The 21,637-nt window shown below is 60.2% G+C and carries 18 protein-coding genes and 1 tRNA gene; 11 read left to right on the forward strand and 8 right to left on the reverse strand.

All coding sequences use genetic code 11. From position 1 onward, the window contains the following. Window positions 1-170: 170 nt before the first annotated feature. Together sucD and sucC are read right to left on the reverse strand one after the other, a co-directional pair. Window positions 171-1,043: a succinate--CoA ligase subunit alpha gene (gene sucD, locus AC0QDI_RS03490; protein WP_474665268.1), complete on the reverse strand. Its 873-nt coding sequence runs from the start codon at window positions 1,041-1,043 to the stop codon at window positions 171-173. Beyond that, on the reverse strand, window positions 1,040-2,191 hold the full coding sequence (gene sucC / locus AC0QDI_RS03495; protein ID WP_474665269.1) for an ADP-forming succinate--CoA ligase subunit beta: 1,152 nt from the start codon (window positions 2,189-2,191) through the stop codon (window positions 1,040-1,042). Before sucC ends, sucD begins: the two co-directional genes overlap by 4 nt. A 420-nt stretch (window positions 2,192-2,611) precedes the next feature. Here sucC and AC0QDI_RS03500 point away from each other — a divergent pair, with 420 nt between their 5' ends. After that, window positions 2,612-3,484 (forward strand): UbiA family prenyltransferase, encoded by an 873-nt coding sequence (locus AC0QDI_RS03500; RefSeq protein WP_474665271.1) that lies wholly within the window; start codon window positions 2,612-2,614, stop codon window positions 3,482-3,484. Between the two features lie 13 nt (window positions 3,485-3,497). Here the strand turns inward: AC0QDI_RS03500 and AC0QDI_RS03505 are convergent, their stop codons facing one another. Next, window positions 3,498-4,187, reverse strand: coding sequence for an RNA ligase partner protein (locus AC0QDI_RS03505; protein ID WP_474665273.1), 690 nt, complete (start codon window positions 4,185-4,187; stop codon window positions 3,498-3,500). Between the two features lie 127 nt (window positions 4,188-4,314). Here AC0QDI_RS03505 and AC0QDI_RS03510 point away from each other — a divergent pair, with 127 nt between their 5' ends. Then, window positions 4,315-5,454: an RNA ligase gene (locus tag AC0QDI_RS03510; RefSeq protein ID WP_474665274.1), complete on the forward strand. Its 1,140-nt coding sequence runs from the start codon at window positions 4,315-4,317 to the stop codon at window positions 5,452-5,454. Between the two features lie 140 nt (window positions 5,455-5,594). Here AC0QDI_RS03510 and AC0QDI_RS03515 read toward each other — a convergent pair whose 3' ends face one another. Both AC0QDI_RS03515 and AC0QDI_RS03520 read right to left on the reverse strand, forming a co-directional pair. Continuing rightward, entirely contained in the window at window positions 5,595-7,358 is a 1,764-nt protein-coding gene (locus tag AC0QDI_RS03515; protein ID WP_474665276.1) for a sensor histidine kinase, read from the reverse strand. 84 nt (window positions 7,359-7,442) lie between these two features. Beyond that, window positions 7,443-9,272, reverse strand: coding sequence for a sensor histidine kinase (locus AC0QDI_RS03520; protein ID WP_474665278.1), 1,830 nt, complete (start codon window positions 9,270-9,272; stop codon window positions 7,443-7,445). A gap of 183 nt (window positions 9,273-9,455) precedes the next feature. On the opposite strand from AC0QDI_RS03520, the gene AC0QDI_RS03525 reads away from it, so the two are divergent. After that, on the forward strand, window positions 9,456-9,722 hold the full coding sequence (locus tag AC0QDI_RS03525) for a DUF5827 family protein (RefSeq protein WP_273738537.1): 267 nt from the start codon (window positions 9,456-9,458) through the stop codon (window positions 9,720-9,722). Further along, window positions 9,719-10,555, forward strand: a complete 837-nt coding sequence (locus AC0QDI_RS03530) for an ATPase (RefSeq protein ID WP_474665280.1) — start codon at window positions 9,719-9,721, stop codon at window positions 10,553-10,555. Before AC0QDI_RS03525 ends, AC0QDI_RS03530 begins: the two co-directional genes overlap by 4 nt. Window positions 10,556-10,626: 71 nt before the next feature. Here AC0QDI_RS03530 and AC0QDI_RS03535 read toward each other — a convergent pair whose 3' ends face one another. Further along, the gene (locus AC0QDI_RS03535; RefSeq protein WP_474665282.1) at window positions 10,627-11,205 is read right to left on the reverse strand and encodes an MBL fold metallo-hydrolase; all 579 of its coding nucleotides are present in this window, start codon (window positions 11,203-11,205) and stop codon (window positions 10,627-10,629) included. Between the two features lie 204 nt (window positions 11,206-11,409). Here AC0QDI_RS03535 and AC0QDI_RS03540 point away from each other — a divergent pair, with 204 nt between their 5' ends. The 3 genes from AC0QDI_RS03540 (at window position 11,410) to AC0QDI_RS03550 (ending at window position 14,204) form a co-directional block, all read left to right on the forward strand. Further along, window positions 11,410-12,663, forward strand: a complete 1,254-nt coding sequence (locus AC0QDI_RS03540) for a helix-turn-helix transcriptional regulator (protein WP_474665284.1) — start codon at window positions 11,410-11,412, stop codon at window positions 12,661-12,663. Between the two features lie 176 nt (window positions 12,664-12,839). Further along, a tRNA-Glu gene (locus AC0QDI_RS03545) sits at window positions 12,840-12,914 on the forward strand. Window positions 12,915-13,100: 186 nt separating this feature from the next. Next, on the forward strand, window positions 13,101-14,204 hold the full coding sequence (locus AC0QDI_RS03550; RefSeq protein ID WP_474665286.1) for a tyrosine-type recombinase/integrase: 1,104 nt from the start codon (window positions 13,101-13,103) through the stop codon (window positions 14,202-14,204). A 792-nt stretch (window positions 14,205-14,996) separates the two neighbouring features. Here AC0QDI_RS03550 and AC0QDI_RS03555 read toward each other — a convergent pair. Beyond that, window positions 14,997-17,174 (reverse strand): Eco57I restriction-modification methylase domain-containing protein, encoded by a 2,178-nt coding sequence (locus AC0QDI_RS03555; RefSeq protein ID WP_474665288.1) that lies wholly within the window; start codon window positions 17,172-17,174, stop codon window positions 14,997-14,999. 772 nt (window positions 17,175-17,946) lie between these two features. On the opposite strand from AC0QDI_RS03555, the gene AC0QDI_RS03560 reads away from it, so the two are divergent. From AC0QDI_RS03560 to AC0QDI_RS03570, 3 genes are all read left to right on the forward strand, one after another. After that, window positions 17,947-18,387 carry a hypothetical protein gene (locus tag AC0QDI_RS03560; protein ID WP_474665290.1) on the forward strand — a complete coding sequence of 147 codons (441 nt, stop codon included), beginning with the start codon at window positions 17,947-17,949 and terminating at the stop codon, window positions 18,385-18,387. A gap of 199 nt (window positions 18,388-18,586) precedes the next feature. Beyond that, window positions 18,587-19,438 carry an IS5 family transposase gene (locus AC0QDI_RS03565; protein ID WP_474665292.1) on the forward strand — a complete coding sequence of 284 codons (852 nt, stop codon included), beginning with the start codon at window positions 18,587-18,589 and terminating at the stop codon, window positions 19,436-19,438. 94 nt (window positions 19,439-19,532) lie between these two features. Next, the gene (locus AC0QDI_RS03570; protein ID WP_474665294.1) at window positions 19,533-19,919 is read left to right on the forward strand and encodes a DUF4260 domain-containing protein; all 387 of its coding nucleotides are present in this window, start codon (window positions 19,533-19,535) and stop codon (window positions 19,917-19,919) included. 51 nt (window positions 19,920-19,970) lie between these two features. On the opposite strand, the gene AC0QDI_RS03575 is transcribed toward AC0QDI_RS03570, so the two are convergent. After that, window positions 19,971-20,831, reverse strand: coding sequence for an IS5 family transposase (locus tag AC0QDI_RS03575; RefSeq protein WP_474665295.1), 861 nt, complete (start codon window positions 20,829-20,831; stop codon window positions 19,971-19,973). Window positions 20,832-21,243: 412 nt separating this feature from the next. On the opposite strand from AC0QDI_RS03575, the gene AC0QDI_RS03580 reads away from it, so the two are divergent. Further along, on the forward strand, window positions 21,244-21,480 hold the full coding sequence (locus AC0QDI_RS03580; RefSeq protein WP_474665659.1) for a hypothetical protein: 237 nt from the start codon (window positions 21,244-21,246) through the stop codon (window positions 21,478-21,480). Window positions 21,481-21,637 lie beyond the last annotated feature (157 nt).

Consider the following 21,637-nt stretch of genomic DNA (forward strand, 5'->3'; position numbering starts at 1 on the left):
ATCGTGCTGCGGGAGAGCGACGGGGTGACCGTATCGAACCGGAACGGCGACGGGTGTCGTGAGTCGAGACGCGAGTTCGCTCGAGTCGCCGAAACGAGATGAATCGGAGGGAAATAGGAGAGAAACGGCCCGATGCGTCGGTCACGGGCCGACTCGAGAGCGAGATGGCGTTACTCGAGGAAGCCTTCGATGTGGTCTGCGACTTCCGCGGGAGTGTCGCCGACGGGGACGCCGGCGTCGTTGAGCGCCGAAATCTTGCTCTCGGCGGTTCCGGTTCCGGAGCCGGAGACGATCGCACCGGCGTGGCCCATTCGCTTGCCCGGCGGCGCGGTGCGGCCGGCGATGAAGCCGGCGACCGGCGTGTCGACGTAGTCGTCGATGAACGCGGCGGCCTCTTCCTCGTCCTCGCCGCCGATCTCGCCGCACATGACGATGGCGTCGGTATCGGGGTCGTCCTCGAACAGCTCGAGGGCGTCGACGAAGTCGGTACCGATGATCGGGTCGCCGCCGATACCGATGGCGGTGGTCTGACCGATACCGCGGTTGGTCAGGCTATCGACGACCTGGTAGGTCAGCGTCCCCGAGCGGGAGACCAGACCGACGTTCCCCTCGGAGAAGATGTTGCCGGGGAGAATGCCCAGTTTGGCCTCGCCGGGCGTAATGAGGCCGGGACAGTTCGGACCGATGAGTCGCGTGTCCGTCTCGGAGAGGCGCTTGTTGACCCGCGCCATGTCCTGGGTCGGAATGCCCTCCGTGATCGCGACCGCGAGGTCGAGATCCGAATCGAGGGACTCGAAGACGGCGTCGCCGGCGAACGCCGGCGGGACGAAGATCACGGACGTGTCCGCGTTCTCCTCGTCGACCGCTTCGTGGACCGTATCGTACACCGGCACGCCGCTGACCTCCTGGCCGCCCTTGCCGGGGACCGCGCCGGCGACGACGTTGGTGCCGTACTCCATCATCTGTTCGGCGTGGAACTTGCCTTCCCCGCCGGTGATGCCCTGTACCACGACGCGCGTGTCGTCGTCGACTAGTACACTCATTGGTCGTTCACCTCCCCAGCGTACTCGACAGCACGCTGAACCGCGGACTCGAGGGTCTGTTCGACCGTCACGAGATCCTCGTTGAGAATTTCCATACCTTCCTCCCAGTTCGTCCCGGCCAGTCGCACGACGACCGGCTTGGGGATCTCGTCGAACTGCTCGAGCGCCTCGTTGATCCCGCGGGCGACCTCGTCGCCGCGCGTGATTCCGCCGAAGATGTTGAAGACGACCGAATCGACGTTGTCGTCCGAGAACACCATGTCGAGCGCGTTCGCGATGCGGGCGGCCTTCGCGCCGCCGCCGACGTCCAGGAAGTTGGCGGGTTTGCCGCCGTAGTGGTCGACCAGATCCAGCGTCGTCATCACGAGACCGGCGCCGTTGCCGATGATGCCGACGTTGCCGTCGAGGCGGACGTAGTCGAAGCCGTACTCGTCGGCTTTCTGCTCGAGTTCGTCGCCGCCGGCGGCCGCCTCTTCCATCTCGGCGAGCTCGGGCTGGCGGAACAGCGCGTCCTCGTCGATGTTCATCACGGCGTCGGCCGCGATGACCTCGTTATCGCTGGTGACCATCAGCGGGTTGATCTCGGCGTCGGCGCCGTCCTTGTCGTCCCAGAGCTGATAGAGCGTGGTGAGGACGCTCGAGACGTCGCGCGCGATAGACCGGTCGACACCGGCGTCGTAGACGGCCTTGCGGGCCTGGTAGGGATGCATCCCGAAGGCGGGATCGATATGTTCGCGGGCGATCGCGTCGGGATCCTCCTCGGCGACCTCCTCGATGTTGACGCCTCCCTTGGTCGAGACCATCGCGACGGGTTTGCCCTCGCCGCGGTCCATCGTGATCCCGACGTAGAGTTCGTTCGTGAAGTCGACCGCTTCCTCGACGAGGACGCGATCCACGTGATACCCCTTCAGATCCATTCCGAGGATGGACTCGGCCGCCTCGCGGGCCTCGTCCGCGTCGTCGACGAGTTTGATCCCGCCGGCTTTCCCCCGGCCGCCGACCTGTACCTGCGCCTTGACCGCGACTGGATAGCCGATCTCCTCGGCCGCGGCGACGACGCCGTCGACGTCGGACGCGAGCTGCGAGTCCGGCGTCGGAACCCCGGCATCGGCGAAGACCTGCTTCGCCTGGTACTCGTGTAATTTCATACCATTCGAACGGCCGTTCCGACCTTGCTTAAATCCTGCCAGTTTCCACTCGGCACCGGGTATCCATCGACGTGTATCAACGACACGACCGATGTTAGTCCCGTAGCGTGTCCTCGTTCGCCACGTTTGTGTGGATTTTAAATCGAAGCGGGGAGAGAGACAATCACGCGTCCGAACTCGAACCCACAACGGCGTCACGAGTGGCCGATCTTCAATCCCATCATCGACCGTCCGTTCGAGACTGACGGTGAAACGCCTTGGACTCAGGCATGAGAGGTGTAAACGTGCTCCACGACACACGCTGCGATATACTGGCATCGCGAGCGACGGGGGGTCGAGCAGTTCGACGTCGACTCGAGGGGCGACCTCCAGCAGAGCATTCAATGCTCGCCTCTCCAAACGACGCGTAGAGGCCACCCTGTGACCACCCCTACCGCGACTCGTCGACAGTCGGGGTGGCTGTCGTCGATAACGGCCGTGCTGCGGTTTCTGGTCCACAGTAACCTCTTTATCTCGCTGGCAACGGTCAGCGTGGCCGTCACGACGCTGCTCCTCGCTGACCTCCCGCTCGAGCCCCTGCCGCTGTTCATCGTCTTCGCGGCGACGATGTTCGTCTACACCGTCAACCGGTTCACCGATCTCGAGGAAGACGAGCGGAACGTCCCGCGACGCGCGGCGTTTACGAAGCGGTACGGCCGCCTCTGGCTGACGGCTGGGATCGTCCTCTACGTCGCTGCGATCGGGATCGCCGTCGCACTCGGTCTCTCGGGGGCCGCGTACCTGTTCCTCCCGCTCGCAGTCGCGCTGATCTACTCCCTCGGCGGCGTCAAACGGACCTTCCTCGTGAAGAACCTCGTCGTCGGCCTCGCATGGGGCGCGATTCCGCTGGGCGTCGGTTACTACTACGATCGACTCGGCTCGCTTGAGATCCTGTTCCTGTTCGCCTACGTGACGGTCATGATCACCATCGCCGCGGCGGTCTTCGACGTAAAGGACATCGAGGGCGACCGCGAGGAAGGAATTCCGACCGTTCCGAACTTGTTCGGCCCGCGGGCGACGCGAGCGGGGTCGCTGGTGGCGACGGTCGCCGTCGCCGCCGCGGTCGTCGCCCTCGCGGCGACTGGCGCGATACCGCGCGAGTTCCTCGTCGTGCTCGCGATGAACGCCTACGTCTGCGCGTACGTTCCCTTCGCGACGCCCGATCGCGGCCCGCTCTACTACGGGTTCGTCGTGGACGGTGAACACGTCTTTCTGGCCGCCGTCGTCTGCGCGCTCGAGTGGCTGGTCTGGTGACTCACACCCCGCCTCAGTCGTCGTCTGCGACGCCGGTCGCCCGCAGGTACTCCTCGAGCAGCGTCGGAAACTGCCCCCCGCGGACGTACCGGAGGCCGAACTCGTCGGCCCAGGAGATGATGCCCCGATCCTCGGTGACGACGCCGGCGTCTAACTCTCGAGCGAGAACCAGCAGGTCGAAGTCCTCGCGGGAGTCGAGCACGCCCCGCCGGAGCGCCCGACGGTACTTGTCGCGCATGTCCGAGAGAATGCGGTCGGCGTCGGTCATGTACGCCTCGCGCCCGTCATCGGCGTTCGAGCCGCCGGCGAGCGCTTCGGGATCGAGCTGTTCGACCTCGCGGATCGCCTTCTCCGAGACGCGGAGGCCGCGGTCCACGCGGTCGCTCATCTCGTCGATGAAGTTGTAGACGATGTTCGCCGGAATCGTGACGCCGTACCGGTCTGGACTCTTGCGAACGACCCACGTGTCGAGCCGCGAGAACACCGCCTCGTCGACGTCTCGATCGCGCAGCATCGTCGCGAGTTCGTCGTGGATCGACGGCGGCACGTAACAGGAGATGTTGAGTTCGAGCCGCGCGGTCGAGACGAGATCGAGCAGGCGGCCCACGGCGTCCTCGAGCGATTCGTCGTCCCGACGGATCTCCTCGGTGATGAACAGCGACGTGTCGAGGACGAACCGTTGACGCGGCAGTTCACCGGGCATAGTCGTCAGTTGGACGGGAGTCCACATAGACCTCATCCCGCGATCGATTCGGCGCGGCGGACGGCCGAAGCGATCGACGATCGGTGATCGACCGGGTGTTTTTCATCGGCAACGTGGTCGACGACGTATGGACCGCGACGAATACCTCGAGCGGCTCGGGGCGACCACGGACGCGACCGCCGACCTCTTCGAGCACTTCGAGCAGCGGTCGGCGGCCGGCCGAACACACCACGTGCTCACCGCGACTCGCCACGGCGTGGAGCGTGGAACCGTCATCGTCGAGGAGAGCGACGTCGTCGTTCGCGGCTATCCGAGCGTTCCGCGGATCCTCGTTCTCGACCCCGGCATTCCCTCGTTTTTCGAGGCGACCGAGACGATCGCGATCGAGGAGAAACTCGACGGATTCAACGTCCGGATCGCAGCCGTTGGAGCGGGGTCCGAGGAGCCTCTCGCGTTCACCAGAAGCGGCTACGTCTGCCCGTTTACGACGGCGCGGGCGCGCGAGCGCCTCCCGCTCGAGGAGTTCTTTTCGAGCCATCCGACGGAAGTCCTCTGTGCCGAACTGATCGGACCGGAGACGCCGTACACGACCCACGACTACGAGGGCGTCGACACCCACGAGTTCCGGGTGATCGACATCCGTGACCGCGAGTCCGGCGAGCCCCTTTCCGTCGCCGATCGGCGGTCCCGCTGCGAGGAGTACGGGTTCGGACAACCGCGACTCTTCGGTCGGACGGCGCCGTCGACCGCACGTGCGACGGTCGAAGCGGCGATCGACGAACTCGATGCGGCGGGACGGGAGGGCATCGTCCTGAAATCGGCTGACGGGCAGTCGATGGTCAAGTACACGACCGAATCACAGCACCACGAGGAGCTCGCGTACGCGTTCTCGCTTCCCTTCGACCACGGCCGCGACTTCGTCTTTTCCCGAATCGTTCGGGACGCGTTTCAGGCGGCCGAGTTGGACGGAACGGATGCTCGGCTCAGAGCGCGGGCGCACGCGCTCGGCGAATCCATACTCGAGCCGATGGTCTCGACCATTCGGGACGTGGCGGACGGCGAAACCGTCGGTGAACGACACACGGTCAGGGGCGATCCCGACTCGATCGACGCGCTTCTCGAGCACCTGCGCGAGCAATCGCTGACGCTCGAGTTCGAGTCCGATCGACGGGAAGACGGTGAGCGCGTCGTCGAGTTCGTGAAGGTGGCCGAATCGAGTCGGGACCGGATCCGGTACTATCTGGACGGGGGAACGCGGGACGAATGACGGGAGAAGCGGGACGGATCGCGAGTTCCGTCCGCTATGGTAGCCACTGAAAGTCACTGCACACCTGTTCGCGCGACGGCTGTGCGATCAGTGTGTGAATCAGTTTAGTTGTTACTATAGGAGAATTCCCGACGAGTGATTCAGTCCCGCGGTGACCCGGCCTCGATATCGGCACCGGAAACGGGATCCGCCGGGCTCGAAGCGGGGGCCGAATCGACCCCGCGGAATTCGAATCTGGCACCGCCGGTCTCGCTTTCGGTGCTGGTGCTCGTCCAGCCGTGGGCCGTCGAAATCCGGTCGACGATCGAGAGTCCGAACCCCGTTCCCTCCTCGTCCGTCGTGTACCCGTCTTCGAACGCTCGATCCCGCCGGCAGGCCGGAATGCCGATGCCGTCGTCCTCGACGTAAAACCCCTCGAAAGAGCCGTCCGCGGAGTCGTCGATGGTCCCCACTCGAATCTCGAGGCCGGCACCGTCCGCGCTCTCCGTCCCGTGGTCGATCGAATTGCGAAACAGGTTCTCGAGCAACCGCGTCACCCGCGTCCGGTCCGCGACGATCGAGACGTCCGCCTCGATGACGATCGACGCCGATCCGGTCTCGACGCCGTTCCAGGCCGTTTCGGCGACCGTGTCGAGCGCAACGGGCTCCGGATCGGTGACCGCCGCCCCCTCGCGGGCGAGCGTGAGGACGTCCTCGATTATCGTTTCCATCCGCTCGTGAGAGCGTTCGATTTCGTCGAAATACTCGTCGTTATCGGCCGTTTCTGACGCGAACTCGAGGTGGTTTCTGGCGACTGTTAGCGGGTTCAGAAGGTCGTTCGAGATGACGCTGGCGAACTGCTCGAGACGGGAGTTCGATTCCTCGAGTTTCGATTCGCGGTTCGTCCGGTCGGTGATGTCGCGGGCGATCAGGAGCCAGCCGACGTGTCGATTTTGGTCGTCGTCGATCGGCGTCCCCGTCAGCAGGAAATGAGAGGAGTCGATCGTCGCCCGGGAGGCCGTCCGTTCCCCGCCGGCGGTGAGGGTCTCGTAGCGGTCACAGAAGTCCGTTCCGGCGAACAACGGTTGGAACGGGCGACCGATGAGAGAAGCCGTATCGTCGCCGGCGCGATCGAGCAGCCGGCGGCCTTCGGGGTTGATATCGATGAGGCGGTCGGTATCGTCGATGACGAAGATAGCGTCGGAGACGCTGTCGAACACTCGATCCCGGGCGATGGGCATGAGATCCAACAGTCGGTACCGAACGACGGCGACCGTAAACAGGACCCCCGACGCGATACCACCGATCGGCATCGGATCGATCGCAACGAGGTCGAGCACGTAGATTCCGTGTGCGAGCCACGGTGCCACCGCCGCACCGAGGAGGGCGAAACTCTGTCCGCGATACACCGCCCGCGATCGATACAGGAACTCGAGGATCATCGCGGTAGTGGCGGCGTTCACTGCGTACACGTACCCGAGGTAGAGCACGGCTGCGGGGCCGAACTCGTAGGTGATCGGTATCGGTCCCGCCGTGGCCGGCTCCAGCGTCGTATACAAGAGATTGCCTGGATTGGTGTACGCCAAGAGCACGAGAGCCACCGACGGAATCGCGAGCGCGCCGACGATCCGCGGCCGAAGCAAGCGTTCCCGCCCGGTGTACTCGAGGACGAACAGGAGTTTCATCAGCGAGACGAGCGCGAGACCGACCGACACCGTTCGGAGCGAGAGCGAGGCGACCGTGACGCTATCGGTGACGAGAAAGAGCGAGACCGATCCGTTCCAGATCGCGAGTCCGCCCAGCAGCGACAGGAGCGACGGCGCGCCGGTTCGATTCCGATACCGCCAGAGGAAGGCGCTCGCCACGACGGCCGTGAGCGTGGCGAGCAGATAGATCGTCTGAGTGATCGACAGGGGATCCGCCACGCCCGATAGCGAGCCCGAATCAAGTAATAGGCACCGGCCATTGGTGTCGCTCGAACGACCGATCGACTGACCGACGGCGTCGGTTCAGGACGGCGTCGTGTCCGATGACTGTCCGTCGGACGCCCGCGCGGGAACTCCGAGTGTCTCGGACGAATCGTCCGCGGCGGACTCGCTGGTACCGTCGGAATCGACGCCGGTGAACTCGAACCTGGCACCGCCGCGCTCGCTCTCACCGGCGGTGACGGTCCAGCCGTGAGCGGTCGCGATTCCCTGGACGATGCTCAGTCCGAATCCGGTTCCCTCCGCGTCGGTCGTGTAGCCGTCCTTGAAGACGTCTTCGCCGTCGTCGGGCAGTCCCCGACCGTCGTCTGCAACGTAGAACCCCATCGATCCACCGCCCTCGCCCGCGGCGATGGGACCCACCTCGACCTCGAGCGACGACCCGATCGGGTCCGCGCCGCCGTCCGTTCCGTCCGTTGTCCCGTGTTCGACGGCGTCCTGACGAGCCTGTGAATCAGGGTTCGTCGAGCCGTGTTCGACGGCGTTTCGAAACAGGTTCTCGAGCAGGCGTGTCACCCGCTTCGCGTCGGCGAGAATCGTCATATCGGCCGTCACGGAAAGGGTAGCATCGCCGGTGTCGACGCTCTCCCAAGCTTGCTCGGCGAGCTCGGCGAGTGAGACCGGTTCGGGATCGGTGACCGCCGAGCCCTCCCGGGCGAGCGCGAGCACGTCCTCGATGATCGTCTCCATTCGGTCGTGTGATCGATCGATCTCGTCGAAATACGAGGCCGGATCGTCGGCCTCGCGAGCGAGATCGAGGTAGCCGTCCGCGACGTTCAGCGGGTTTCGAAGGTCGTGGGAAACGATGTTTGCAAACTGTTCCAGCCGCTCGTTCTGTTGCTCGAGGCGTTCCTCGTGGCGTTTCCGTTCGGTAATGTCGCGAATGATGAGCAGCCAGCCGACGTGGCGCTCCCGCCTGTCCTCGATCGGTGTCGACCGGACGTGGTAGGCGACGGTATCGAGCGAAAACTCCCGCTCCGATTCGACGGGGGCGGACGTGATCTCGTCGTACTGTTCTTCTAACACGGGATAGCCGGCGATCAACGAGTGGACGTCGGTTCCGATCACGGATCGGTCGGCACCCTCGAACAGGTTCCGCGCGGCGGGGTTAATATCGATAATCCGGTCGTCCGTGTCGATAACGAAGACGCCGTCAGTCACGGTATCGATGACGCGATCGCGGGCGATCGGGACGACGTCGGCCAGTCGGTAGCGAACGATAGCAACCGCGTACAACGATCCGGCCACGACGAATCCGATCGGTGACGTATCGAACTCGACGAATCCGGCGACGTAGACGCCGTTTGCGACCCAGGTCGCGAGCGTTCCGGCGAGGAGCGCTGCACTCTGGCCCGTGTACAGCGACCGGGACCGGTAGAGAAAACCGAGAATGAGGACCGTTACCAGTCCTAAAACGAGGTACGCGTAGCCGAGGTGGATCCAGAGCAGCGGACCGGGGTCGAGGGACCCGTCGAACGATTCGAAGAAGAGATGTGACGGATTGACGACGGCGAGGACGGCCAACAGTATCGGTTCGGCCGACAGGGCGGCGAGTATCGGAGTCGTGAGGAACTCCTCCCGTCCGGTGTACACGAGGGTAAAGACGAGAAACGTCATCGTCGCGAATCCGACGCCCAGGAATAACGTGCCGGTCAGTACGGTAGTTGCAAGGGGATGACTGATAACGTACAGCAACACCAGCGACACGTCCCACACCCCCGCCGCGAGGACGGTCCCGAGAAGCGAGATCACACCGGTTTTGTCGCGGTGCTGCCAGAGAATCACCGCGAGTCCGCCGCTCAGAAGCGCCGAAAGTACGTAAATCAATAGAATGGGGGCAGGTCCCTGTATCATCGTTCGTACTCGAGTACCGAGTATGTAAAGTGCAATGGCCGTTTCGCAAGCGACCAATGGTCGCGTCGGTCCGGAAGCGGCGCTCATCGAAACACGTACAGATCGCGGTCGACGGTCCGTTCCCGTCTCGATCGATCGATTCGGAACGAACCATTTAGGCACCGGCCGACGGTACGGTGGTGTATGCCCGTCCCGAAATCCGAGTTCGAGAACCTCCCGCCGTGTGACTTCTACACGCCGGCGGAACTCCTCGAGGACGACCAGATGTACACCGTCTACGAAATCGCTCGATTGTTGCAGGGCCTCGAGCCCGACGCGGATATCGATCGCGAGACCGAGGATATTCTGCTCGACTGGGCGATCCCGTGGGTCATGACCAACGCCGAGGACCTCGTGGTCGCGGAGCCCCGCGACGAGGACGAGCCCGGCTATTACGGCCTGAGCGAATGATCCTCCTCGTGGTCGGTGCCGATCGCGTCGACGCCGGCAAGACCACGTTTTCGGCCGGTCTGCTCGCTCGAACCGGCGCGGCCGGCTACAAGCCCCGCGCTGGCAACGACTTCTGGTTCGATCACGACGACTGCCGTCGCGCCCTCGACGAAGGGCGGCTCTACGGCAAAGATGCAACGGCGCTCTCGGCAGCGGAGGGCCGGGGTCGACCGCCCGAACGACTCAATCCCGTCCACCGGCTCTGGCGGCCCACCCCCGGCGGCGGAAGCGGGCTACTCGGGAGGACCGATCGGGAGTTCCTCGTCGACCGGATCGGTCGCGGGGTCGAGGAGTCGCTGTTCGTCCGCAACGCGACCGCCGAGATGCCGGACGCTGTCACCGACGCCCTCCCGCTCGCGGACGCGATCCCGGTCGAGACCGTCGCGGAGTACAACGACCTCGCCGAACGGGAGCACGTCCCCGCGTTCGAACGACTGACCGACGAGATCGAGGCGGCCGAGGTCGCCGTCGTCGAATCCTACGGGGACATCGCGCTTCCGCTCTCGTCGCTGGATCCAGCGTCGATCGCCGCCGTCGCGGCCGTCGAACCCGGTCGCGTTCGGATCTACGACGGCGATCGCTACTGTCGAGCCTGCGAGATCGCGAGTTCGAGCCCCAGAGACGGAACGCTCGAGAAGCGCGTCCCCGACGCGCTCGAGTATCTCGATCCGCTCGAGCGCGTCCGGCTGCCACCGCTGCGTACCGATATCCGATCGGATCCAGAGCGGATCGCCGGTGCGTACGATCAGGCGTACGATGCGTTGCTCGACGCCGCTGGACGAGTACCGGTCTAACCTCTCTCCGCGAATCTACCGCCGCTCCGACCAGCGTTCTGGTCGGCAGTTCGAGGCCGGACGAACCGAGGTTACATCTGTCGCGCCATCTGCGCAGACAGTTCGACGTGCTCGTAGGGATCGCTCGTCACGCTCGGCCCGTGACCCGTATGCATCGCCTCGAGTCCCGGATCTATCCGCTCGAGCACCCGATCGATGCTCTCGATCAGGGTCTCCCGGTCGCCCTCCTCGAGATCGGTTCGGCCGAAGCTCCCGTTCTGGAAGACGAGGTCGCCCGCGAACAGCACGCTCGCGTCCGCCGAGTGAAAACAGAGGTGGTCGTCTTTGTGTCCCGGCGTGTGGAGCGCGACGTAGTCGTCGTCACCCAACCGGACCGTCTCCTCGTCCGCGATCGGGTGGTCGACGCCGTCGATCGAGGTGTCGTACCCCCACGCGTCGACGCCGAAGGCGTCTTTGGCCGCCTCGAGGTTGCCGACGTGATCGCGGTGCGTATGCGTCAGGATGATGGCGTCGATGTCGTCGATTCGATCGCGGACGGCGTCGACGACGTCGAAGTTCGCTCCCGTATCGACGAGCACGGGCCGATCGCCGGGGACGAGAAAGACGTTACTGGTAAACGCTCGGACGCCTTCCGCGAGGTTCGATATCATGGGCGGCGCTACTCGGTCGAGTGATTTGTGGCTATCGACACGGGCCGGAGCGAGCCGAGGGGACGGTGCAACGTGACCCGGCGGTTCGAGAGTTTCGAGCGGATGGCCCTCGAACGCTCCACCGACGACCCGGCCCGTGATCCAGTTTACGGCGATCACGCTATTCACAAGGATTTTTAGCTCCGGCACGTACTGAGTAGACGAATGAACCGGCCGGGCACCGTCGGATTCGTCGTTCTCGTCATCCTCGCGCTCGTGGCCGGGGTCTGCGGACCGATCGCGTCGGCCGACACCGAGTCCGCTTCGCAATCAGTTACGGAGCCGGCCCCGATTGAGGCGCGATCCGCGGCGATGGCCACTCAGGCGGACGGGAGCCCGCTCGTCACCCAGGAAACGCAGGATTTCGACAATACGACGTTCGAGATCACCGTCCACGAAAACGGCAGCGCGACGTGGACGTTCAGATACGAACGGCTGTTCGCGAACGATGACAACGCGACCGCTGCCAGGGAGAACTTCGAGACCTTCGCCGAGGAGTTCGAATCCTCAGAGACGGAGTTGTACGACGGGTTTACCAATCAATCGCACACCCTGACCGAAATCGGTGCGCAGACGACCGGTCGAGAGATGGACGCGACGAACTTCCGCCGCTCAGCGCAGGTCGAAGAACGATTCACCGCAACGGGCGCTGCCGAGAACGAATCTACCGCGACGGGCGTCGTCGAAATGTCGTTTACCTGGACGGGATTCGGCGTCGTCGAAGCGGACCGGATCGTCGTCGGCGACGTCTTCGAACGTATCCCGCTCGCGTCCAATCAAGCGATCGTGATCGAGGCGGGCGGCGATCTCACGTTCCGCTCTATCGAACCCGAGGACGGACAGTACGCCGGCACCTCGCTCGAGAACGCGAAGTCGGTTCGGTGGAGCGGCCAGCGAGAGTTCATCGACGGCCGGCCCCGAGCGGTGTTCGATCGGCCCGGCGCCGCGGGTACCGAAGCCGGACTCCTCGAGACGATGAGTACTCTCGGTCTGGGCTGGTATCTCGTCGGTGCCCTCTTCTGTGCGGGCGTCGCCGTCGCAGCCGTGGTCTGGTACCGACGACGCGGGCCCGGTAGTGAGGACGTCGCCGCTACGACGTCCGATTCTACCGACGATTCGACGCCACCGCCAGCAGCGGCCGACACGAGCGGTGAGTCCGACGGTGAACCCGATCCGCTCTCCGACGAGGAACTCATGACGGACGAGGACCGCGTCGTAACGCTCATCGAAGAGAACGGCGGCCGGATGAAACAGGTCAACATCGTCGAGGAAACCGGCTGGTCGAAGTCCAAGGTCAGCATGTTGCTCTCCGATATGGAAGACGACGGCACCATCAGCAAGCTCCGCGTCGGCCGCGAGAACATTATCAGTCTCGAGGGGTTCGAACCGGAAGCGACCAAGTCGCCGTTCGACGAGTAGCGGCCGCCACCGAAACGCCGGCCCCTGAGCCGCTCTCGCGTGGCAGAGGTCGACAGCCCCGAAACGAAACGGAATCCTTAAACATCGTACTGCGCAACGATTGAATAGAGACGACGCCCGCTCCGACGTCCTGTGTACTACCGCAACGCAGGGCCCGGAGCGAGACGGCGCGTCGCGCTCCGATGGTGTAGTCCGGCCAATCATATTGCCCTCTCACGGCAATGACCTGGGTTCGAATCCCAGTCGGAGCACTCCTTCCTTCCGCTGTCTTGCGATTTTGGCTGTGAACAATGAGTGTGTCCACCATTGCTTCAAGCCAATCCAGAAACTAGGATCCGACCACCCCGACGCCGTACAGCGATTAACCCACTTGCCCGACCATCCTTTTTAACAGGACTAACCAACCGGAATCTCAGCGCTCTCCGGAGGGGTTCGGCATGGTAGATCTTGATGAGTTCTCACTCGTCACCCAGCCAGCAGCGCAGTACTTGAACGAACGCCAGCAGCTTGATTACCGATCCGAACGCGAGGACTGTCTCACGTGGCTGTTAACCTTCGGAAAAACACCAGACAAAGCCGACGGATATGCTCGGGGGACCGTCAAGCCGCGTGCCAACCGGATGGACCAGTTCTACCGGTTTGTTTGGGAGTCCGAGGGCGGCTATACCGCGAACGTGTCCCATGAGCACGCCGATTCATGGATGACTCACCTCGCAAAACAGGATGTTAGCCAGACCCACAAATGCAACTGCCAGAAAGCAATCAAGATGCTATTCAAATGGCGGAAACACGAACACGGCCTCAGTGAGTGGGACCCCGAGATCACCTTCACGCAAGATTCCAGTACAAACCCCCGCGAATACCTGACCCGGGACGAACGAAGCGCGGTCCGCGAGGCCGCTCTGGAGTATGGATCTGTTCCCAGTTACAACAACCTCACCCCGGCCGAGCGGGATCGCTGGAAGCGCTACCTCTCTCAGCGATTCGAGAAACCGAAGTCGGAAGTCAAACCCGACGACTGGAAGAAAGCGAACAGTTGGAGGATTCCCTCGCTCGTGTGGGCAAGCCTCGATGCTGGTCTCCGCCCCATAGAGGTAGAGCGGTCGCGGGTCGGTTGGATCGATACCGAAAACGAGGTGCTCCGAATTCCCAAAGAGGACAGTTCCAAGAACCGCGATAACTGGGTTGTTGGACTCCGAAGTCGAACAGCACGAGCACTAGAGAAATGGCTAGCAGAACGGGAGGCGTACCCAGAGTATGACGACACAGACGCGATCTGGCTGACGCGGAAAAAGAACCCGTACAGTACGAGCTCGCTTCGCTATCTCCTCAAGAACCTCTGTGATCTCGCAGATATCGAGACAGAACACCGGCAGATGAGTTGGTACGCAATCAGACACTCGGTCGGGACCTACATGACTCGGGAAGAAGACCTAGCGGCAACGCAGGCACAACTTCGGCATAAGAGTGCTGAGACAACGATGAAATACGATCAAGTGCCTGTAGAAGATCGGCAAGACGCACTCGACCGGATGGGGTAACCACCCACATACGATCTTCAGCGACCCGCTTCCCACTACGTATCGCCCACTCCTGTGGACTATGGACGAGTAGCCTCTGCATCAATCGCAATATCATCAATCTCGAATTCTCAAGCGAGATACTGAACTCGTACACATCTTCACCTTGATTCACAGAATCTGTTGATACTACTTGAGGCTCTGGGTATCGTACCTCAGTCACGACCGGCTCGGGAACTCCCACCGACCCCGCCGCCGATGAAATGGAAGCTGAGGCCCATTGCCGAGCGCTCAAGAATACGCGGTGCTGAAAACCAGTATGGGGTCACATAATACACCCTTGGCTCAAGTACGTTTCTGGGTACGTACTCGTGTACATCCATGAGTATGTCAACAAGCACGTGAGTACGTACATTCTGCCGAACGCTAGAATCCCCAGTGGATCTCGTGGTATTGTTTTCTCCAGAAATCCGTACTCAGCCGCTATGACGGATACATCTTGATTAAGACGTTCTCAGGATCATACCCAAAGACTCCCAACCAGAGTCACGTCCAATCCTACGCGGCCACAAGCACTGACACCAGTATGTGATAAGCAACGGACCTTCCAATCTTGGGAAGGGCTGAACGTCCGTATTCAGAGTGTGCCGCTTGCACGAGAGCTCGACGGTTCTGGAAGGTCTATTGTGTCACCGACGCCATCATCGTAGGATTCGAAAATCCGAGTCGGCTGAGAGTGGTACTTACTGCGACTCTCGTGAAGGAGCGTCGGGATCACCAAGCCAAGTATCTGAGTCAGAAACGAACTCTGAATCACAGGGTCTGCTGGAGTACAGCATCGATGCGATTAATGACGGACTCGCAATCATCGTCGCGGCGTGTGGTCTCTCGCAGCGTATCGAACAAGTCAGCAAGGTCAGTCGTCAACTCATCATCTATGTTGGTCACATCAATCACAGGCAGTTTTTTGAGAGCTCCCGGCCCCAGTTTTTCCAAACCACCTTGCCGGGTCTGCGTGTAATTGGAAACGACCCGTTCGGCAACGCCACTATTCAAATACGCGAGCAACGCCTTCAGTTCCGTCTCGTTCAGCGTCACGTCGTAGAGTCCATCGAAATTGTGGATGTTTCGGGCCGCTGTCTCATTCAGCAGGAACGTGAATCCGTCTCCGCTCGCGTTTTGAATCAGAACCTGGGGAGAGTCTTGTCTCCTCGGCCGGTACCAGTACGGACGATCTTCGAACGTAGTCGTCTCTGATAGACCGTGCTTGCTAACGCCGTCACGCAGATATGCAAGCACATTCGCTACCCTGCCGGAGTCGTCGTCTGGTAGTCCCGATGAGTCCTCAGCCATCTGCTCGGTAAATACGCGGATCGACTCCGGGATCTCTTGGATCAAGTCAGGATCGAACAACCACACGTCCTCCCCGCTCTCTCGTAGTTCCTCCCAGTCTTCGTCGCGGAAATCATACCCGTCGACGAGTCTTGGCCGCCGAATCAGCCGGGAAAGATGCTCGTTGTCTAATTCGAGGTCGTCAACGTCGGCCTGTGAGAGGCAGAAGAAATCGACTGCACCAGTCGTCACGCCACGATGTACTATGGCGAACTCGTCAAGGCGTCTGAAACTACTCGTATCGATGTCCGTCGGGGTGAATAATGCTTCCCAGTTCTTGACTGGATCGAGCTGTGTTTGTTGCACGCAGTTGATGAATCCCCAGTCGGTGCGTCCCGGCTCACCCTCCTTGACTGCGTCACGAAGTTCATACCCGCTAACCGAGTCATCGACGCGAATGAACCGTGTTTCGCCATCTGCTTCATTCTCAGGTGTTGCTTCTAAGAATGTGATGAGGGCCGTCGTGTGAGCGTCCGGGAAGATTCGTTCACCAGCCGGGTTGAATTGGACGAACGCTTTGATCGAGAACACCTCTAGGAGGAACTGCTTGAGGGATTCTCCGTAACGTGTCGTGAGGAGGCTTTGCGGTGTGAGAAAGGCTGCGCAATCCCCTGCAGAGAGGAACTGTCGTGCGTGGTAGATGAAATACGCATGGAGCGGTGAGCGTGCGCTGATCTCGTTCCCGATCGACTGCTCTATTTGTGCATTGATCCGGTCTTTGTACGCTGCCGGGAGCGAATCTCCACTCGTGTAGGGAGGGTTGCAGATGATCGCGTCGACATCTCGCTGCAGGTCTGCTGGTGAGAGGTCGAGAAAATCAGTCGTACGCGGGTCGTGCGCCTGCCCGTACAGCGTGAGCGCGGTCGTCCCCATGAGGTTCGAGAGGGGACTCTTGTCAATGCCGTTAACGTGGGCTGGTTCTGTGCTCACATCCCACTGCGGGTGGAATGGGCTTGATAGGACACCAGCTCCCATCCCGGGGTCAAGCACACTGTCATCGCCACCGGCTGCCCACGCCTGCATGAGCGTCCCGACAGTTGGGGGCGTCCGGAATTGACCGAGTATCTGACGGTCGTCATTCGACGTCAGGTCTGCATAGAGCCGGCCGATGGCTTCAGCCGGCTCTCTCGACTCCAGCAACCAGTCCCGAGCATCGACTACCGGTGCGAGATCGGCGTCGTCAGCGAACCAAACGATCTCATCAAGAACGCACTCGCTGAACGCTGAATTCTCTGTTTGATCCGCTGCTCGTCGAAGTGCCTCTCGCGTATTGGTGGGTAGCGATGGCAGGTCGGCGTGCTGGTGGTGCCACTCGTAGAGTGTCGTCTTGAGAAGTACGTTCAGTACAGCTTGCCGAGCAATGATCGTCCGAGTATGCGTCGTAACCGGAGCATCAAGCCCGTGGAGTGCGCACCACTCCGTAACCTGATCCTGTAGGGACTCGGGCAGAGCAGAATCGATAGTCGCGGTAAGAGCGTCGGCTGCCGTCCGGAGCCTCTCTACGAGAGTTTCATGCGTGCTCTCGTCGAATCGGTCCGGAACAGGTTCCCAGTCACTGACGCTCAGTCTCTCAGTCCCGGTTGGAGTGATATGCGACACGACACTAGCACTCTGGGTGACGGTGACCCGTTCGGTATCTTGAGAGTTGTAGCACTCACCAGTAGACGGTCGTAATCGACCGACGGACTCTGTTTCTGAAGGAGTTCGAGACATCGGAGTAATGCAATTTCATGAACGCGTATTTTAAAAGGGTAAGCCACTCAAGGAGTTAGCGTTCTACCCACTGCCAGCTACGGCCGCACCGGACACCACGACAGACATGCTTCTTAGCCCCGTCCACGGCGATTCCGAGAGGGGCCCGTCGAATTTCCTAGAACCATAGTTCTTGTTTAGACGGCGAACAACGAGAACGATCAGCGATACCAAGCGCGCGTGAAACCACTCTTCGATGTAATGCTTTCTCCAGAACAACGGAACTCAGCCGCTATGAGGGACACATCTTGGTTGATACGTTCTTAGGATCATACCTACAGGCACCCAATCAGAGGCACATCCGATCTGATACGGCCACAAGCACTAACGGCGGTGTGATGAGCAGCGCTCCTTTCAGAACTTGGAGAATGTTGAACGTCCGTATCCAGAGTGTGCTGCTCGCATGAGTGCGGTTCTATAAGTTCCATTGAATTACCGACGCCATCACAGCAGGATTCGGAAAATCCGAGCCGGTAGAGAGTAGTACTTACTGCGACTCTCGTCGTATTTCCCGAATCCGGGGGGCGGTGCTCTCAGCGGGCCAGGGTTTAAACCACGGTGGTTATTTTGCCGGTGTACCTGAACGGCAAGCAAACATACGCAACCGTTCAGAAGCACTATGACAGAGACACGCACTTCCGACTCGGCTGACGCGGAATGGACGCATCCAATCCCGAAGGATATCGTCATCGCCGTAGCTGACGAACACGAGCTTGACGCACAGTTGTTACACACACTTCTCGAAGAAGGAAGTTCAGTTTGGGACGGGCACAGAGATGACCTGGAGGAAACCTTCAACGCGCTACATTTCGGACCGTCTGGGTTCAGGGTGCACTCGGTGGAAGGGTTTATGATCGCGTGGGGCCCGGACTATCACCCCAAATACCTCCTCCGCGACGTGTATCTCTCAGATCACGTAACGGAGTATCACGGTAAGGCAAGCCAAGTCCGCCTCGTCATGGCAGTAACACAAGCACATCGACGATTTGCTGAACGCTTACAAGGCCATGAAAAAGATGACTGGTACCCAGTCGTGATTCCTCAACCAAGCGAGCAGTAATCTCGCTCAAGCAGAATATAGAACGATTCGAAGGCGTTTTTCAATCTATTCTAATCGAATCAACCGATAAGTAGACAGTGTGAATGAACACTGCGGCTTCTATCAAATGGCAATGGTGTTGAGTAAGTCGTGCTAAATACAAGGCGCAGGCCGTGTTTAGACGCTAGTAATATTGCCTCTATGTCGGGAACTCTAGGAAATGAAGCGAGCACAGGTGGATGTGCACTCCAAACTGGCCCGCTTCACCGAACGATGCGTCAAATTGTCTCAAAAAGCTGTCGGAAGTGATCCAAAAGAACCTCTCAGCAAAGGAAAATGTGGTTACGCTGATTGGGTAATTGTGGCGATTCATGGCCTTCGAGAATACCTCGATCACTCCTACCGGCAATTGCTAGATGTGCTTCGAGAAATGCCTGCTATCGTCGCTAAACTCGGGCTTTCAGTGAATGAGCTGCCGAGCTTCACCACCGTTTGTGCTCGAAAGCAAGAACTCAAGATGCCTGTCTGGCGAATGCTGTTGCAGCTGTCTGCGGAACTATTCGATACCGGAGAGGTACAAGCAATCGACTCGACCAGCATCGCTCATCGCTCGTCTAGCCATAACTATGCAAAGCGTGTCAAAGGGACGTTTGAGTCGGTCGAAACCACTATTCTTGTAGACTGTTCTACGCGGGCTATTCTCGACGTACACTGCTCGATGAATCTACCACATGACACGCAGATTGCGTGGAAAGTCCTGAAAAGGAACCTCGACAACGTGGAAACCGTCGTCGCTGACAAAGGGTTTGATTGGGACGAACTCCGACAGATGCTGCGAAGCGAGGGGATTAGACCGGTGATCAAGCATCGTGAGTTCTACTCGCTTGACGCCGCACACAATGCCCGGATTGATGATGAAACCTACCATCAGCGGTCTATCGCAGAATCGATGTTTTTCGCGTTGCGCAAGCGATTCGGTTCAACACTTAAGGCACGAACGTGGTTTGGACAGTTCCGAGAACTCGTCCTAAAGGCCGCCGTCAGAAACATCGAACAATCACTCAGGGCCTAACTCAGATGATTTCGACCGTCTAAACAAGACCCAAGGCGCATAGTCAGCAATTGACCTGCTATATTTTTTATGCCTCTGATAGAAGAGGTCCCACATGGAGCCACAGACACTCTTACGTATCGAGGGATTGGCCGCGGTGGGAATCGCGTTGGGGAGCTATTTCACGCTTGACGGGCCAATTTGGATGCTGGTAGTTCTGGCGCTGTCCCCTGACTTGTCCATGATCGGGTATCTTGCAGGCCCACGACTCGGAAGTCTGAGCTACAATATCGTGCACACGTACACACTACCGCTCGCGCTCGGTGCCTTCGGTTTCTGGGCAGATAGCCGACTCGCTCTTCTCATCGCACTAATTTGGGCTGGACATATCGGCGCTGATCGAGTATTCGGCTATGGTCTCAAGTTCGAGTCCGGGTTCACGGATACCCATCTCTCCACCCAGTCAACCCCACTTGAGTCCCCCACAGAGGCTGACCGGTAACATACGTACTCTGCCGAATACTCGCTCTGGGCCTTGTTTGAACGCGTGATTTCACGGGTGTGAGTCCTCGATGGCGCGTTCGATGTTGCGGACCGCGGGTTTCATGACAAGTTCACGGAATTGCCCGAACCAGGTTCGCGCCCAGAGCGTATCGCCGTATCTGCGTCGGAGTCCGAAAAACACCGATTCAGCGTTCGAGCGCTGGTGATACGCCCGATCCTTGATGAGCAAGTTTCTCGCCCACCTCCGCATCCCAGGATCTCGTTGCGGAATCAGCGGCGTGATACTTTCTGCACGCAACCTCGTGCGAAGTTCCTCCCAGTCGTAGCCCTTATCGGCAGCGACAGTCGCCAAATTGTCGAGATTCCGCACTAACACCTGCCAGCCGACTTGCGTATCGTGCGGTTGTTTCATCGAACAGTGTATGTCGAGAATCGTACTGGTTTCACAATCAATGAGCAGCGTCGTCTTCACCGCCTCGAACGTGTAGTCCGTCCGTTTTGCGTAGTGCTGGCTGGCCTGGACGCGATCGACACCAGTTGCATCGATCGCCTGTACATTACCGAGATCATACAGTTCGATGGACTGATCGAGGATCGCACGCCACTGCTTCATCGGAATCGCCTGCTTTCGTGTACATACAGTCGAGAAGTGTGGGACCGTTTCAGGCGTCAATCCGAGTGATTTCGTCACTCCCGGCATCTCGCGGAGGACGTCCATCAGCTTCCGGTACGGATGACCGATATACTCCTTCAACCCCTGAACGACAAGAATCACCCAGTCAGCGTAGCCTTCTTCTCCCGGACGGTAGGCCGGAGCTGGCGGACCAACGACGGCTTTTTGGGCGAGCGACACAACCCTCTCTGTGAAGTGGGAGGTCTTCGTGTGCACAACGAACTCGTCCCGCTTCACTTCCTAGTAGATATGGTATTTTCCCCGAGCTACTAGCACGTCGATATGAGTTCGATCGACTCTACACTGCGAACGTTTGAGCATCTAAACAAGGCCCTCGCTTTGTATTCAGCACGTTGCTTTTGGCAGCTATCGGAGAGGAAGATAGCCGCTCCGGTAACGCCTTTGCCTGTACTGAATGCGGGTTTCACGAGCAGTTCTGGATCAAACAATCGTGCTCCTCTCTGCGGCTAATCAGATATACTAGTACGTGACATCATGTACACTCGATCACCGTGCGAACGGTCACAAGTACTGTGTTGACAGGCAAACCTGGGGATATAGTTAAGCCCGAGCATCTAGAACAGTCTGTTGATAGGTGACCTGACAGATGTCCCTGACCACTGATCCACGTCCACCACTTTCCGACTGGGTGTTGGACGCATACAATATCCTCTGTGATCACATCACCAGGCAGGAACACGGTGAAAGTCAGCGCCACGTCCTGGCGATCCCTCGTGACGAGGCGATCAAAGTGCTGCGATCCACTGACGAGATCAGGCTTGAACCGGGGGATGCTGACCATGCACTGACGCGGCTGCTCGAGCGTGGCTACCTCTACGAGGTTGACAACGAACTCCGCGTCACCGAGCCACCTGAAGACATCTGAGTCCACACGCCGCCCCGTATTATTAAGACGAATATCGCAGGACAGCGAGTAGACAGACCAGCGAAACGCTTTTCGGCGTTACTGGTGAAACAGGCACGAGTGATTCAATATGGGGGGCTGGGAGCGTCTGAAACGAGCGGTCTCGACAGACAGGGAA

This window comes from Natrinema sp. LJW11 (genome assembly GCF_056135975.1).